This window comes from Sulfurovum sp. MH2-6 (assembly GCF_058374785.1).
Window position 1 is genome coordinate 1,218,577 of the sequence record NZ_CM178170.1, and the last position, 15,724, is coordinate 1,234,300.

At 44.7% G+C, this 15,724-nt stretch carries 18 protein-coding genes; 11 read left to right on the forward strand and 7 right to left on the reverse strand.

What is annotated here, in order from left to right:
• Positions 1-4: 4 nt before the first annotated feature.
• Entirely contained in the window at positions 5-1,132 is a 1,128-nt protein-coding gene (locus AC4JOV_RS06210) for an IS481 family transposase (protein ID WP_229936007.1), read from the reverse strand.
• 359 nt (positions 1,133-1,491) lie between these two features.
• Between AC4JOV_RS06210 and AC4JOV_RS06215 the strand changes: the two genes are divergently transcribed.
• Positions 1,492-2,094, forward strand: a complete 603-nt coding sequence (locus AC4JOV_RS06215; RefSeq protein WP_229936006.1) for a YfbM family protein — start codon at positions 1,492-1,494, stop codon at positions 2,092-2,094.
• A gap of 240 nt (positions 2,095-2,334) precedes the next feature.
• Here the strand turns inward: AC4JOV_RS06215 and AC4JOV_RS06220 are convergent, their stop codons facing one another.
• Positions 2,335-2,622, reverse strand: a complete 288-nt coding sequence (locus tag AC4JOV_RS06220; protein WP_491522203.1) for a hypothetical protein — start codon at positions 2,620-2,622, stop codon at positions 2,335-2,337.
• 52 nt (positions 2,623-2,674) lie between these two features.
• Between AC4JOV_RS06220 and AC4JOV_RS06225 the strand changes: the two genes are divergently transcribed.
• The 5 genes from AC4JOV_RS06225 (at position 2,675) to AC4JOV_RS06245 (ending at position 6,392) form a co-directional block, all read left to right on the forward strand.
• Positions 2,675-3,475, forward strand: a complete 801-nt coding sequence (locus AC4JOV_RS06225; protein ID WP_229936005.1) for a DODA-type extradiol aromatic ring-opening family dioxygenase — start codon at positions 2,675-2,677, stop codon at positions 3,473-3,475.
• A gap of 292 nt (positions 3,476-3,767) precedes the next feature.
• Positions 3,768-4,073: a hypothetical protein gene (locus tag AC4JOV_RS06230; protein WP_229936004.1), complete on the forward strand. Its 306-nt coding sequence runs from the start codon at positions 3,768-3,770 to the stop codon at positions 4,071-4,073.
• A 74-nt stretch (positions 4,074-4,147) separates the two neighbouring features.
• Positions 4,148-4,654, forward strand: a complete 507-nt coding sequence (locus AC4JOV_RS06235) for a DUF1007 family protein (protein ID WP_229936003.1) — start codon at positions 4,148-4,150, stop codon at positions 4,652-4,654.
• Positions 4,651-5,415 carry a nickel/cobalt transporter gene (locus AC4JOV_RS06240; RefSeq protein ID WP_229936002.1) on the forward strand — a complete coding sequence of 255 codons (765 nt, stop codon included), beginning with the start codon at positions 4,651-4,653 and terminating at the stop codon, positions 5,413-5,415. Before AC4JOV_RS06235 ends, AC4JOV_RS06240 begins: the two co-directional genes overlap by 4 nt.
• A gap of 134 nt (positions 5,416-5,549) precedes the next feature.
• Entirely contained in the window at positions 5,550-6,392 is an 843-nt protein-coding gene (locus AC4JOV_RS06245) for a hypothetical protein (RefSeq protein WP_229936001.1), read from the forward strand.
• Between the two features lie 167 nt (positions 6,393-6,559).
• Here the strand turns inward: AC4JOV_RS06245 and AC4JOV_RS06250 are convergent, their stop codons facing one another.
• Positions 6,560-7,720, reverse strand: a complete 1,161-nt coding sequence (locus AC4JOV_RS06250) for a DUF819 family protein (RefSeq protein ID WP_229936000.1) — start codon at positions 7,718-7,720, stop codon at positions 6,560-6,562.
• Between the two features lie 106 nt (positions 7,721-7,826).
• Here AC4JOV_RS06250 and AC4JOV_RS06255 point away from each other — a divergent pair, with 106 nt between their 5' ends.
• Positions 7,827-8,504, forward strand: coding sequence for an Hsp20 family protein (locus AC4JOV_RS06255; RefSeq protein WP_229935999.1), 678 nt, complete (start codon positions 7,827-7,829; stop codon positions 8,502-8,504).
• Positions 8,505-8,556: 52 nt separating this feature from the next.
• Here AC4JOV_RS06255 and AC4JOV_RS06260 read toward each other — a convergent pair whose 3' ends face one another.
• From AC4JOV_RS06260 to AC4JOV_RS06275, 4 genes are all read right to left on the reverse strand, one after another.
• Positions 8,557-9,345, reverse strand: a complete 789-nt coding sequence (locus AC4JOV_RS06260; protein ID WP_229935998.1) for a patatin-like phospholipase family protein — start codon at positions 9,343-9,345, stop codon at positions 8,557-8,559.
• Between the two features lies 1 nt (position 9,346).
• Positions 9,347-9,580 (reverse strand): hypothetical protein, encoded by a 234-nt coding sequence (locus tag AC4JOV_RS06265; protein WP_229935997.1) that lies wholly within the window; start codon positions 9,578-9,580, stop codon positions 9,347-9,349.
• Positions 9,581-9,666: 86 nt separating this feature from the next.
• Positions 9,667-12,486 (reverse strand): helicase-related protein, encoded by a 2,820-nt coding sequence (locus AC4JOV_RS06270; protein WP_229935996.1) that lies wholly within the window; start codon positions 12,484-12,486, stop codon positions 9,667-9,669.
• A 45-nt stretch (positions 12,487-12,531) separates the two neighbouring features.
• A complete protein-coding gene (locus tag AC4JOV_RS06275; protein ID WP_229935995.1) occupies positions 12,532-12,858 on the reverse strand; it encodes a hypothetical protein in 327 nt (108 codons plus the stop codon).
• A 215-nt stretch (positions 12,859-13,073) separates the two neighbouring features.
• On the opposite strand from AC4JOV_RS06275, the gene AC4JOV_RS06280 reads away from it, so the two are divergent.
• From AC4JOV_RS06280 to AC4JOV_RS06295, 4 genes are read left to right on the forward strand one after another with little or no spacing between them, the layout of a single operon-like run.
• Positions 13,074-14,390 (forward strand): DEAD/DEAH box helicase, encoded by a 1,317-nt coding sequence (locus tag AC4JOV_RS06280; RefSeq protein ID WP_229935994.1) that lies wholly within the window; start codon positions 13,074-13,076, stop codon positions 14,388-14,390.
• On the forward strand, positions 14,387-14,719 hold the full coding sequence (locus AC4JOV_RS06285) for a DUF6172 family protein (protein ID WP_229935993.1): 333 nt from the start codon (positions 14,387-14,389) through the stop codon (positions 14,717-14,719). Before AC4JOV_RS06280 ends, AC4JOV_RS06285 begins: the two co-directional genes overlap by 4 nt.
• A gap of 41 nt (positions 14,720-14,760) precedes the next feature.
• A complete protein-coding gene (locus AC4JOV_RS06290) occupies positions 14,761-14,895 on the forward strand; it encodes an entericidin EcnAB (protein ID WP_229935992.1) in 135 nt (44 codons plus the stop codon).
• 9 nt (positions 14,896-14,904) lie between these two features.
• A complete protein-coding gene (locus tag AC4JOV_RS06295) occupies positions 14,905-15,672 on the forward strand; it encodes a hypothetical protein (protein ID WP_229935991.1) in 768 nt (255 codons plus the stop codon).
• Positions 15,673-15,724: the final 52 nt, after the last annotated feature.

Sequence of the window (15,724 nt, forward strand, 5' to 3'; positions counted from 1 at the left end):
GGATTTATCTATCTCTTAAATCCAAAGTTTTAATTTTTTGGTGACAGTAATATACATCCAACAGGCCATCGGTTTTTGTAGGACGCAGGGCGACATATTGACTTTCTAATGCTCTGCTAATCGTAAATACGATACCTTGAACACTAAGTTTCCCATCCCTGTTTATTTTTCTTACCGTATCATTATAGTCATACTCAATTGGAGGTAATGTTTCGGGATAGCTTCTTGGACTTACCTGGTATCTGGAAAGAGGCGTATTCATATCAAGGGCTTCATGAGGTCTTTGTGTATTATAGATATTTCTCCACTCTCTAAAAACTTTTGAGACCTCTTCTAAGTTAGAATAGTGTCTATGGTTTAATAGTTCTACTTTGAGTGTTCTATGAAATCGTTCATCTTTCCCCTGTGTTTGCGGATGATAAGGTCTGGAGTGTGAGACCTTAATACCCAAACGGATAAGCCATGCAGTAAGTGCTGTTAGCTGGTTTCTGTCATGACCGGCCCATGGAGCTCCATTATCCATAGTCATTCTTTTAGGCAAACCGTATGCTCTAAAGGCTTCAATCAATGCAGCCTGTACAATATTGGTACGCTCATATAGACAAGCCTTCAATACGATAGAATATCTTGAATGATCATCAAGTACCGTTAATGGATAACATCTTTGCGTATCCATCTTGAACCAACCTTTAAAATCCATCTGCCATAGATCATTAGGATACGGATGTTCAAATCTAATATAGGATTTGGATTTATCTGAAGATACCTGATCGATACATCCGTTGCGTTTTAAAATATTACTTATGGTGGTTGCACTGGGTATATGACAATAACCCATATCTTCTAATCTTCTCTTGAGTTTACGCCCACCCCAGCTAGGGTGTTTTACTCTTAGATCCAAGATTAACTTCTCTATCTCTTTGCAGGTTTTATTATTTGACGTATAAGGTCTTCGGTTCTTATCTTTGAGACTGGATAAATTCCCTTCTTCATATCTCTTTAACCATTTATACCCTGTAGGCCTTGATATGTTAAACCTTTTACACAGTTGTGAAAAATTGCAATTTTCTTTGCGTGCAAGTTCTACAAACTCATATCTCTCTGACATTTTTGTTCTCACTTTCCATGCCATCAGTCTCTCCTATCTTCTTAGATAGAAAAAACTCTAGCTTTTATTTTAAAAAGTGTAAACTATGTCCCTTTACACCTGTAAAGGATGTCCCTTGACTATACACATCGTCTCGATGGGAATGCAGACTAGAATATAAAGTGTCATTAAAGGTTTTATTCTTTCATTCCCAAGCCGGAGAAGATACCGTAGGTCGGGATGCCCTCATCCCGACACAGAGATAAGACGGCATCCGATGGTAATGTCGGGGTAGGGGTACCCCGACCTACGGGTCCGGAGGGATTGTTGTATCTTATTAGGTTATAATGGTTGGATATGCATTACCACGTGAAACGTGTTAACGAAGAAAAAGGAAAATAAAAATGGGCATGTGTTTAGCGCTTCAGAGTGTGTCTGATAATAATATTGAGAAGATTCTTGAGTCTCCGCCATTGATTTGGAGGCTCATAGCACCAGATGATCCTGAAATATATCTCGAAAGTGTGGACAAAGTAAAGAAAGGAATATTTGCGAGGCTATTTGGTAAAAAGAGCGTTGAACCAAGACAGGCGATCCCTAATTTGGAATTTGTCGAAGGTAAAAATATAGATGGTGACCTCGATAAATCATGGCACGGCATACATTACTGTTTAAACAAAACGGATTACGAAGCTGAGGCACCCATGGATTTTATCACGGTTGGTGGACAAACAGCTGGAGAAATTGAAGTAGGTTATGGTCCGGTCAGGTTATTTGACAGCAAAACAGTGAAGGAAATCGATGGGAAGCTCTCTAAAGTTACAACAGAACAGCTGCACAACAATTACGATCCCGGTGATATGGAGAGATTAGACATATATCCGAATATTTGGGAAAGAGATGGCGATGAAGGATTTGAGTACATTTCAGAGTATTTTGAATCTCTAAAGTCATTTATTTCAAATTGCTCAAAACAGAACCTGGGGATGGCACTCTATCTGTGCTAGTTGTTTGCTTCGTTACCACGGTGTCCGTGGTAATGCATATAGCAGATAAATCCAGCTGTAACCTACGAATCCATCGTTAGATGGCAGGATAATATTCAGTGGTCCTTCCCACGCGAAGCATGGGAACGAAACTTCCACTATGATATTGTATAGTCACTCCAAGGGCACTTCCTCCTTTTGGTCAGGGCGCATTCCCGATCAGGAGATCGGGAACGAGTCAGCAATACCCATGAAACCAAGTCATAGTCTCTGCATCTCACCTACGGAGAGGTGAGACGAGGCAAGGATATATTGGATATAGAGATATAGGTGTCTGGTGATAGTAAAGGATATAGGTGTCTGGTGATAGTAATAGTGCTTTTCTCTTGTCCCCAATCCGGAGAGAATACCGTAGGTCGGGATGCCCTCATCCCGACAGAGAGATAAGACGGTATCCGATGGTAATGTCGGGGTAGGGGTACCCCGACCTACAGGTCCGGAGGCATTGTTGTATCTTATTGGGGTATAATGGTTGGTATGCATTGCCACGTGCAACGTGCTAACGAAGAAAAACAGTTTACGATGCAGCAAAGGAACTTTGATGAAAAACAGACCTCAGGTACTCTATCTCTCCCATGGCGGTGGCCCTTTGCCGCTTCTTGGCGACAGAGATCACAAAGAGATGGTTTCCTGTTTAGAGACAATTGCCTCCAAGTTAGTCAAACCTTCAGTTATTTTAGTCGTCAGCGCTCACTGGGAGGAGAAGATACCAACCGTTACATCGGGTAGCGAGCCCTCCCTTATCTATGATTATTACGGCTTTCCGGAAGAGTCATATAGTATCCAATATCCTTGTAAGGGAGAGCCGATACTGGCGGGTAAAGTCCATAAAGCCTTGGAAGATGCCGGGATAAAAGCGGCCCTTGATAATAAACGGGGCTTTGATCATGGCCTCTTTGTCCCTCTAAAAATAATGTATCCAAATGCTGACATCCCATGCATCCAGCTCTCTTTGGTCAACAGCCTTAACCCCTTGGAACATATCAAGATCGGCCGGGCACTTCAGGAGTTGGAATATGATAACCTGCTTGTCATAGGATCAGGCTTTTCATTCCATAATATGAGAGCATTTTTTACTCCTGAGACTCAGAAGTCGAAATATCAGAATGAATCCTTCGAACAATGGCTGATCGAGACCTGCTCCGATCAGAATATAAGTGAAGAGGAAAGAACGCAAAGGCTTATCCACTGGGAAGAAGCACCCTTTGCGCGTTACTGCCAACCGAGAGAAGAGCATCTGTTACCATTGCACGTGTGCTATGGGCTTGCCGCTAGCAGCTGTTCAGAGTATTTCGAATTAACTATACTCAATAAAAGATCAAGTATGTACCTGTGGTTTTAATCACAGGATATTTGACATTCCCGGCCCGGGAGAGAATATGAGGAGGTAGGTACCCGGCGGATTCCCTTATTAGAGAATGTTTTATGCTATTATAAGAGGTGAAAATGCATGACCACGTGCAGTGTGGTAATGAAAAAAGTTCCTTTCGTAGTCAGGTGTAATTGGAGATTGAATGAATGATTCAATGGTTAAGTTGTTTTTGTTTTGCATGATAACACTCTTCTCGTCATCTTTTGTATCTGCCGCAGAGCCCAACCTATCCAATTTTGAGTGTATTTTCGAGAGGCACTATGTGGCTTATCTTGATAAGGATAAAACGGAGCTTTATAACAAAGTACCCACCCAACTCTCTTTTATCGGGGAGATGACCACGACTGCTACGCTGGGCCTGGATGCGACGACACGCGCTACAAACTCAACAACATGGAGTCTGGTCATATCTGATGCTACGGGTGCAAAATACATAGGTAACAGTGGTGATCTCTTAACCATTTTTTATAAACCTGGAGCGGGTTTTGGAGAGTATGAAGCTTCCCTGCAGTGGGCGATCTCCGGGTATGCTTTCTCCTCAATAGGAAGCTGTATAGGCAGGCCGTAAATAGTGAAAAAGTTGATAGATAAAAAACTCCTTTAAAAACGCAATATTTAGCTATTTCGGTTATAATCTTCATCATGAAAATAGTGATATCTCTGCTTGTTTTTACTTTAACGCTTTTCGCCCACCCCCATGTGTTTGTCGATGTCTATCCCAAGATAGGGAAAGATACGATCCAGCTGCGTTGGGTCTTTGACGAGATGACCTCCAATATGCTGATCATGGACTACGATGTTGATCATGACAATGCATTCTCTCCCGCCGAGAGCGAGATGCTGGGGAATGATATCTTTGCTTCTTTGAAAGAGCACGACTACTACACCTACTTTTTCAAAGGGGAAGAGCAGCTCTCCACCGGTGATGCACGGGATTTCAGCGCTTCTATCCAGAGGGCGCAGCTGGTCTTTATCTTCACGTTGCCGCGTCCTGCCGAGGCGGAAACGATCCGCTTCTTTGATATAGACAATATGACCGCTTACCAGGTCACGGAAGCCTTTGTCAAAGAGGCAAACCCGGGGCGTTCCTTTAGGATCTATGAGCATGAATATGAGTACTACTACGCTTATGTATTGGAGTTGAAATGAGTGAACTTTATGCCTCGCTGCTGCACACGATCACCCTTTGGCAGTATGAACTCAACAAACTGGTCTCGGGAAACCTGAAAAACCTTGATTCACCGGAAGGGCTTACCGCCGCGTTGACCGTGATCGGTATCGCTTTCGTATATGGTGTCATCCATGCAGTCGGGCCGGGACACGGCAAGGCACTGGTGGGGCTCTACTTCCTGCGCGAAGGCGGAAGCTACAAGCAGGCGCTGAAAATGGGGTATCTGATCGCCACTGTCCACGCGCTCTCGGCACTGACGCTGACATTGGTGATCTACTACCTGATAGATGCACTCTTTTCCAGGAGTTTCCGCGAGTTCAGCGGCTACTCCATGATCGCCTCGGGGGTACTGATCATCCTGGTGGGATGCTACCTTGTCTACGAGAGCTGGAAAGATCGCAATGAAAAAGAACAGGCAAAGATTTCAAATCGCAGCAGCTATGCGGTAGCCTTTTCGGCAGGGATCGTACCCTGTCCAGGCGTTATGACGATCACGCTCTTCGCTCTCTCGATGGGACATGTTGCTGTTGGAGTGGTGAGTGCATTGGTGATGAGTATCGGTATGGGACTGACGATCTCACTTGCAGGTATCGCTTCCGTTGCCGTGCGGAACAGAGGGAAACGGTTCCTGGGAGGATACGGCTGGCTGCTTCAGCTTGCTTCGGCACTGCTTGTGATCACTCTTGGAGCGCTGCTGCTTCTGGCAAACCTCCAGCCGGCAAGCCCTTTCGGGCGGTAGCAAGCGGCCGGCTTTTTCCCCATCTTTATTTTTTGTGAACTTTTTTTACTGATTTATAGAAAATAACACTTATATCACGTTCTATCGATATAATTATTTTTCAATTTTATTCTTTATAAAACAGGGGGAAGAGAATGAAAAAAAATTGGATCAGTACGTCTGTCATTGTAGCAGGTGTCTTATTTTCAATCAATGGCTGTGGTGGTGGAGGTGGCGAAAGCGACCCTATAATAATAGAGCAGAGTGACTCTGAAGTCAATACCGAATTCAATGCACTAGGCGAAAATGAACTGGGCTTTTATGGCAAAGATGTCATCTTGGGAAACAATGCACTCGGTGACGCAACAACTTGGAATATTACTTTTGATGACGAGATGTTGGATCCTGAAGGGATCCAAATGAAATTTGACGAAGATACCATTCTATTTAAGAATGCAAGTGATGTTTCATGGTATGATTCAGGTATATACGGGGTCAGTTCGGATGGAAGTCTGATGAAATTTGATCAGGGATATTATATAGAAATCCTGACTGCATACACAAACGGATGTTATGATGCCCAGTTTTATGCTATAGAAGATATGGATGAATTTGCTATTACGCTGTGTGCACCAAATCGGCAAATCTATCAGGAGGTGCCGGTGACCGGTGAAGCAGCATCGATTCTTGTGGGTAAAAGCTTCTACTATACAGATGCATGCCAGGATGATGAGGATGGATACTCTATGAACACTTTTGAGGAGAGCAGAGTGTTAGATATAGAGTACACGTCTGACGGTGAAGTGCTTTATACTGATGAAGCTTCAGTAGGGTATTCGGGAAGTACATTTATTTTTCTGCACGACGGTAAGGTCGGAAAATGTGAAGTAACCCGCCTAGAGAAATCAGTAGAGCTTGATTGTAATTACAATTCGGGACCGATCTATCTTTGGGATACGATCGCAGATGCAAAAGCAAACCCAATGCCTGATGTATAAAATATCAGCTCACCCGAGTCAGAGGGGTTTCCTTCTGACTCGGGAAACGTAAATCTGATGGTGTAAATTCTAAAAAGTCGATTTATGCCAATACCAGATGCGAAGATTTAATGCTTTTAAGCGCATTTTCTTATCTTAGATAAAGTTTTCATAGTTTCTTTAAAACCTTATCTGCCTATCATCTCCAACACTTTTCCCACCATCAGACCGCCGAAGGTCCCCAGGATATATCCCATCATCGCCATTAGTATACCGATAGGGATCAGGGCTTTGGAGTAGGCTGAAGCGAGTATGGGTACAGAGGCGACGCCTCCGATGTTTGCCAGGGATGCGACTCCGAGGCTGAAGAGGTCCAGTCTGAAAAGTTTGGCGAAGAGTACCATGACCGTAGCATGGACCGCTATGATGAGAAATCCTGCCATGATATAGAGCGGCGCCTCGGTGAGTTCGGCAAAGTTCGCCCGGCTGGCAATGAGTGCTACAAGCAGATAGAGCATCATATTGCCCAGTCTCATCGAACCGGAGAGCTTTGCCAGCGGGGTCATCGCCACTCCTATCCCGGCAAGTGTCGCAAGGATCACGATCCAGGTGGTCTGGGTCAGGAAGTCCGTGGTCGGAAGCAGGACAGCCAACCACTGTGATGTCACAGAGATAAGCCCCGCGGCACTGAGCAGGGTAAAGAGTGAGAGGGGCGTACTCTTTTCTTCTGTGTGGTTGAGCGAGAGTTTCTCTCCTATTTCATCGATCACCGAGGTATCTGACCTGCTCCATCGGTTGAAGTGCTTTGCAAAGGGTACAAGGGCAAGGAGGATCATCACCCATACCGCATAGTCGATAGAGTCGATAAGCAGGGCATATCCCATCTTGCTGTCTGGTACATCCAGTGCCCCCTGAATCGCCACCATATTACCCGTACCGCCCATCCATGAACCGCTGAGTGCTGCAAACGCCCTCCAGGAGTCAGGTTCAAAGTAGGTATGCAAAAGGGCAAACATGGCGATAAACCCTATGCCGATACTGAGTGAGGCGAGCAGGAAAGTGAGTATCATCTTTTTGCCGAGTTTGGCGATATGGCGGATATCGGCAGAGAGAAGCAGCAGAAAGATCATGGCCGGAAGCAGGTTGGCTTTGAGTGTTTTATAGGTGGCGGTGATCTCGGTTGTCTTTTGCCAGACACCCAGTGTAGAGAGAAGCATCACCGTAAAGTAGAGGATCACGATAGAGGGGAGGTACTCAAAAAGCTTTGCCTCTGTCTTCTTTTCTATCAGTACGATAGATGATGCCACCACTACCAGTAGTACAATATACTCCAATCCACTCTCTATCACGGTATTCCTTTCTGCGCTTTAGAGCTATTATAGCGTGTGTCATCTCATTTAAAAAAGATTAACCTAACTTTTTTATAATTTTTGAAACGACAGTAAGGAGTATCAGATGTTAAAAAACAAAATTTCACTCTTACTTTTACCGGTGTTGAGTGCAGTGACTTTGCAGGCAAGTGACCCTTTCCATAATGAGCCTTTTTTTGATGACCCGTTCGGTGATGACCTCTTTAAAGAGATGTATGAGATGCAAAAAGAGATGGACAAGGTCTTTGAACGTATGCATCAGCGGATGGAGAAACGTTCACAACAGCTCAACCAGCCCAATATGCAGTTTCATCTGCCTTCGATGACACCCTCAAACGGGAGTATCTTCGTAGATAAAGGGACACACTACCTCTATAATACAGGGGTAGAAGCCGATAAAGAGAATGAGATCAACCTCTCTGTCAGAGACGGGATCCTCACATTCAGGGCCAAGGTGACACATCGATCAAAGAGCCAGCAGCAGGGAGTGCAGTCACAACAACGCTACACCTCTGTGATGCAGCGTTCTCAGAGTCTTCCCGCAGATGCGGATGAGCACAGTATCAAGATGGAGGAAGAGAAGGGGATGATCGTTGTAAAAATCCGGAAGAAAAAATCATTGCAGAAACCAACACCTGCATCTAAAAAAGCACCTAAAGCTGCAGAAGAGAAGAGGGCAACCGATCCGAAGAAACCTACATTGATGCCTTTGGACAAGAACAAAACGTACCATAAGGTACCCCATACGGCGACAGAAGTCTAAATCATTAACGCATACCGGTTACCTGAAGATCATCCCTTCGGGTAGGCGTGCTTCAGCCTTCTAAAAGTCCCATTCCAAGGGCTCTTATCTCCGAAGTTTTATGAAAATGAAAAGTTTTATATTTTTTAGTATCAGGCTCTATAAGGATACACTTTTTCTCTAGATTTCTCAGGTGTACCTGTGTTTGGTTGTAGATAAGCAGTCTCATGGACTTTTCAAACATCTCCAACACATTATTGGTTTTAAAAAAGTTATCGGGAAGATCGTGACGAAATGAGTGTTTCCCAAGTACGTCAACCGCAAGTATCATCTCATGCGTTGCTTCATTGACCCCCAGGTTTTCGCATAAAAACCCATCGGCATAGGCAGTCTCTCCGATGATATGTTCATCAAATATCCCCGGAATTGCCATCGTACAGAGCAGGGCATCTCTGATCAAAAGATCATCACTGCTTGTGAAGACTCTCTTCTCGCCTGTATGGAGGTTGGTAGCGATCAGTTTGAGTGGTATAGCAGTATCGCACATCTTTTTATCTCCGAAGATGTCGGCAAAGATGCGTTTTATCTTACCATTGGAGACGACGGCATTGCCGTTCCATGAGAACTTGACCCAGTTGAGAAGTCCGGAAAAGTTTTCTATATGCCGATAGATCTCTGCTTCACTCAAGCCTATGGCTGCACATGCACCGATGATCCCGCCCATACTTGTACCGATAATCTCTGCTGGTTTGATTCCCTTGGACTCGAGGTCATGAAGTACACCTAAGTGTGCGATGCCCAGTGCACCGCCACCGGCAAGCACTAGAGAGAAAGGGGTATCATGAAGCGTGTTACTCATCATCTTATGCCTGGCTCTCCCAACTTTCAATCTCTCTGATCTGTTGACCCAGTGTTCTGATCTGCGTTGCCAGTTTTTCTCTTTTATTTTCGATCAAACTCTCTTCAAAGTTATCTGCTGCATATTCAAGATCATTTTGATAACTTTTATACTCTTTCAGAAGTGTGGCCTTTTGGGCAATGAAGCTCTCTTTTTGTGTTATGAGCTCTTTCTGTTCTTCAGTAAGCGGTGTATGCAAACGTTACTCCTTATTTATATTTTTGGAGAGAGGCAAAGCCGGTCTCTCAATGTATCCTTAATGGACGGTTTAAATGTTTAGTTGTTTTATTTTCTGCGGCGGCTTCGGTAACTACCGCGTTTGGATGAACCGTAACCGCCTCTGCTTCCCTTGCTGTGACACTCGTCACAGATGGAGAATCGGTAAGAGAAGTCTAGCACTTTTCCGCACTTTCTACATGTTTTGGTGAAGCTCCCTTTCTGCAGGGATTTCTCAATGAACTGGTTGAGCCTTGCTCTTGCATCGATCGCTTTTTGCGTATCTTCGAAGAGATCAGGGAATTTGAAACTCAGCCATAGATAGAGAGATATCTCGCGCACACGGTCTTCCGCATTGAGCAGCATATCATTGGTCTGTGCAAATGCAGGCAGGTCTCTTGGCGGAATGTAAAGCACCTTCCTGCCTGCTTCGATCTGTCTGATATAGCGGTGAAAGACCGACTCTATATAGGGTGAGGAGATACTTGCCGGTGCACAGGAGAGATAGAAACGTGTTTTAAGATCCAGTTCATATTCGCTGACGATGGATGCGATCTCCAGCATAGAGTCGATATTGGCAGCGACAAACGGTCCTTCAAACTCCATATTGTCTGCAAAGAAGCCCAGGATTTCGAGGATATTATCCGTCTCCAGGATCTCTCCGATCAAGAGAACATGCTCCAGGCTGGCCATCACAGAAAACGGGAGTTTGAGATCGGGCAGGGGAGCGTGAAAAGCCTCCTCTATCGTATAGAGTATCGACTCATCGAGCGCTCCGACATACCCCTTCTCTTCGATACCGTAGCGACCTGCACGTCCGGCGATCTGCTTGACCTCTGTTGGAAGAAGTTCACGTCTCCGCAGCCCGTCAAACTTATTGTCTTTGGCAAAAAGGATCGTCTTGATAGGGAGGTTAAGCCCCATAGCGATCGCATCGGTTGCGACCAGGATATCACTCTCTCCCTCCCTGAAACGTCTTGCCTCTTCACGTCTGACTTCCGGTGAGAGGTTTCCGTATACGACAGAGACACGGTAGCGTTCACTGAGCCTTTGCTTGAGCGAGAGCACCTCTTTTCTGGAGAAGGCGACAATGGCGGTTTTGGGTTCGATCTGCTTGATGGAAGTAGGTTGCTTCATCACTGCCAGTTCGTTTTTGCGTTCAAAATGTTTAACAACAAGCTCCTCTTCCAAGTATTCGCATATCTCTGTTACCGCTTCAAGTGCGTCAGACGAACCGGTCAGGATCACTGTTTTAGCCGGGGCACCGATCAGCGCATTGGCCCATGCCCACCCTCGGTCACGGTCTGCGATCATCTGGATCTCATCGATCACACAGACATCCACATCCACGCTGCTGTTCATCATCTCAATCGTGGAGGAGATATGGGTTGAGGCTTCATCGATGATCTCCTCTTCTCCCGTGATGAGGGAAGCGTGTACCCCTTCTGCTTTGAGACTTTCATACCCTTCCAGTGCAAGCAGACGCAGCGGAGCGAGGTAGTAGCCGGTTGTTGACTCTTTGAGTGCCTGAAGCGCACTATAGGTTTTCCCCGAGTTGGTAGGACCTACATGGAAGATGATCTTTCGTTTCAATTCACGCGCAAGCGGGAAGAGCCTCTTAAAATCACGGATCGTTTTTGCCAGTAACTCTTCTCGTTTCTGTCTGGCAAGCAGGGGTTTGAGATACTCTCCGAAGTGGAAAAGGATACGGCGTTTGGACTTCTCTTTGAACTTCAATGTCCGTGATGAGAGCACCTGTGCTTCTATATAGCGAACGATGAATCCCTCGATCACCTCCTCATCCACCTTGAGGGTACCGCACATGTCACGCATCTCTTCATAGGTCTCTTCGACGGCAAGTTTAAAGTGTTCAAGGAGTCTGTCGTTGACATCATTGAGCTCATCTTTGACAGGAAGCTCTTCCCCACGCCAGATAAAGTTATAGAGCAGCGTCTTCTCATAAGAGACAGAGGTCATATAATAGAGTGTTGTACCAAAGAGCGCATAGTTCTTCTCTTTTTCTATCACGATATGATCGATACTTTCGAAAATATGGTACTTGTCACTTATATTATTTAATATCTCTTCAACGGTTTCGAACGCTATCGGTGCATGGTAGAGGTTCTCTTCAGGTGCCAGACCTTTTAAGGCTTTGGTCATCTCCTCCTCAGTGAGGTAGGGGTGATGATAGGCTTTGAGATGGGTAAGAAAGATATCAAGAGAGGCTTTTTTCTCCGCGTAGACCTTCTCTTTTATTTCGTTTAGTATCGTTTTGATCTCCTCATCACTCTTTTCCCATATCTTCTCCATAGGGATAGGATCAGAGATACAGAGCAGCTTCTTGGTAAAGTCATGCTCTTTCAGACAGAAGGTAAAACTTTCATAGAATGTCATTTCATTGAGACTGTTGAACTGCACGTCCAGGGCTTTTTCGAATGAATGCAAACGTCCCTTGAGACGAAGATAGCCGAGCTTTGCGATCACCTTCTCTTTCGTGATCTTTGCAGGACGGGCATCAATAAACGCATCAAGTATCCTGTTCTCTTCATCCTTGGTATGTTCAACCCCTTCAAGCAGTTGGAGTATCTTCTCAACCTTATCTATATGGGCAGGGGCATTGTTCCCCTTCGGTACAGCCCTGTATGGCTGGGTCAGATAGGAGACGATCTGTTCTCTGGTCTTGTATCCCTCTTCGCTCCAGACACGTCTCAGTGCCCGGATCATCTCTTCGCGTTCGAGTTTCACCATCGGTATCTCCAAAAACATCACCAGTTCGATAAGTTTGTCATCATCAAGCATGGTAACACCCTCGTCAAAAGGGAGCCCCTGAAAATAGTTTCTGATTTTATTGTTGAGTTTTATAAAGTGTTTTTTCTTTTTTTTGGCCATCAATAGTCTTAGTAAATAGTTTTTATTAAGTATAACATAGATGCGTTAGTCTAACGTAACGATATCTACCAATTCTACCCCTTCACACTCTTTTTTGATACGTTTATGTTTACGTGCATCCTCTTCTGCCAAAACAAGGATATCGGCAAAATCATTTTTACTGACAGTGAACTCATAGACCTCTTTTTCAGTTTTGATATAGAGTGACGCCTCTTCATTTGAGGTAAGTGTCAGGTTTCTCATCCCTTTTGCAAATTCACTTTTGATTGCTTTGGCTACTTTTTCATTTGATAGAAGCTTTGAGAGGGTTACCTCAAGATTGACGTCGTTGTTGCACATAACGGTATAGCTGACTTTCATAGATCCTTCCACCTTAGACTCCTTGGTATACGTTTATTGGATATGCGATCATATCGTATATTGTACGGTGAGTTGCAAAATATGTCAAATCGTCATATTTCAAGTAAGGATATACTTACATTATATAGCTACTTTTAAAGATCACGGGAGAGCAACGCCAAGGCAGTTGAAAACTTATGCTATAATCCCGTCATTATATGGGCGATGCCCAACAAAGGCGACACTGCATGTCATTTTCTACCTTGGGACTCTCCCAATCTCTACTTAAAGCCATCAAAGAGACAGGATATACGAAACCTACTCCGATACAGGCCCAGGCTATTCCGCTTATCATCCAAAAGAGGGATGTATTGGCTGCTGCACAGACCGGTACGGGGAAAACCGCCGGTTTTACGCTGCCTTTGCTTGAAAGACTGAGCCAAAGCAAACCTAATATGAATAAATATCAAATACGTGCTTTGGTGCTGACCCCGACGCGTGAGCTTGCTGCACAGGTGCATGAATCCGTCAAGACCTACGGAAAACATCTGCCGTACCGATCGGCAGTGATCTATGGCGGGGTGGGGATCAACCCACAGCTTGCCACGATACGAAAAGGGGTGGATATCGTCATCGCCACACCGGGAAGACTGCTGGATATTGCCGGAAAAAAAGGGATAGACTTTTCTAAACTGGAATGTTTGATCCTTGATGAAGCAGACCGCATGCTTGATATGGGGTTTATCCATGATATCAAGCGCCTGATCAAGATGATGCCATCAGAGAGACAGACGCTTCTCTTCTCTGCTACATTTTCTCCCGAGATTAAAAAGCTTGCTTCCGGACTGCTTAAAGAGCCGGCAGTTGTAGAAGTGGCACGTGAAAACAGTACGGGGGAACAGATATCTCAAGTGGTACACTATGTGGACAAACACCGAAAAAGAGAACTGCTTACTCAGCTGATCAAGACGAAAAAGTGGGAGCAGGTACTGGTATTTACCCGTACAAAACACGGTGCGAACAGACTCAGCAAGCAGCTTGAAGAGTCCGGTATCAAAGCTGCTGCCATCCACGGTAACAAAAGTCAGGGAGCAAGAACAAAAGCATTGGCAAGCTTCAAGGCAAAAGAGATACGGGTGCTTGTGGCAACAGACATAGCAGCGCGCGGGCTTGATATAGACCAACTGCCTCATGTCGTCAATTTTGAACTGCCGAATGTACCTGAGGACTATGTTCACCGTATCGGAAGAACAGGACGGGCAGGGAATGTCGGGGAGGCAGTCTCACTGGTTTGTATCGATGAGCTGGATCTTTTGGCCAATATAGAAAAGCTGATCAAAAAAGAGATCAAAAAGGTGGATATCCCAGCTTTCGCTCCTGATCCGAATATCAAAGCCGAACCGATACAAAAAGGCAGATCCCAAAAACCAAAGAGGGATCAGCATAAAAGCGGGTCCCGTTCAAACCGCTCGGAGAAAAAAGAGAAGAGTGAGAGTAAAGAGGGACGAAGAGGCAACAGCCGGAACAGAAAGAGTAATAAAAATAATAGAGGAAACAGATCATGAAAAAAATATTTAAACTGCAAGATGAGAAACGACACCCGGACCGTATCGTAGAAGCGATCAAACACGAGATAAGAAAATATGTCAAAAGAGAACGCAGAAAAAAACTTCCTGATGCAGAGAAAATGTTCTGGGATTTTGACTGCAAGTTCGGAGAGAATGCCCAGAGTGCAGAGGTTGTTACGTTCAATGACATCATTGCAGGTCTGGATGGTGCTGCCAAAGCAGGGTGGAGTGAATGTTATATCGAGATCTTGAGCAGAGCCGAAGTAAAACCTCCGAGAGCTGTGACTCCTACTACATCAGGGGATGAAGGATCAGATACGCTATAATACTGCGAAAAATCATGAGGAGATCGATGATGAATAAACTTATGTTAACTATTTTAGCACTTTTTATCGTTGGCGTATTCAGCGGCTGTTCAAAAACATGGTCAGGTATCAAAAGTGACAGCAAATCAGCATGGAAAAATACAAAATCTACCATACATGAAGCAACTGCAGACTAGGGTGTATAGGTGCAGGATAGATACGTTGCGGATGTAGGAGACTTTGGAAAGTTCCAACTCTTTCGTTACCTCTTCAATCATCAAGAGAGCCCGCTTGACGGAAAAGCCCTGGCTCAGATCTGGTTCATGCATCAGGGAGAGGATGAGAAGAACAATGACGGCAGGCATATCGACTACTTTGAACGTATGATGGGGAGTGATGAGTACCTGGAGTACTCACTGATGGATATACTGATGCGCGACAAGCGTGAAGTGACTGAACTCGAAGAGATGAAACTGCTGAAAAATGCGATCTTCTACTATGATGAAGTCCCCAAAGCCCTGGAGGATAGATACCTCTGGCTCAATAAAGCACTGACCTTTGCTTCAAAATCACAGATCGTAGCGGTCGCTCCCGATAATGGTATGGCACTCAAGTGTAATAGGGCAGAGCGGTGTTTCGAATATCTCACTCTCAGTGATCATTATAGACAAAAGGTCTATCCTCATAAATATATCTTTACCGATGAAGTAAGTTACTTCTACAGACTTCCTCACCTTGAGATATGTATCGTCTATCAGCACCTGAGCCGCTGTTTTGCGCATGATGAGCAGATTGAGAGTCTGCTTGGTTCCCTGAAATCAGAGTATAGACATGTGATCGCGATCAAGCATAAGCCGTATTCGCCGAGAGTCTTTTTCTTTTTATGTAAATCCGGGATCATACTGGAAGCACTACAGATGAGACTGAAAGCGTTTGAAAAAAGTTTCAGTGAATTCTGGCAGGTGTTTGAATAAAAATAAATTTACGGATCTTAATTGTTGGTTAACCTTATTTATCTATGATATA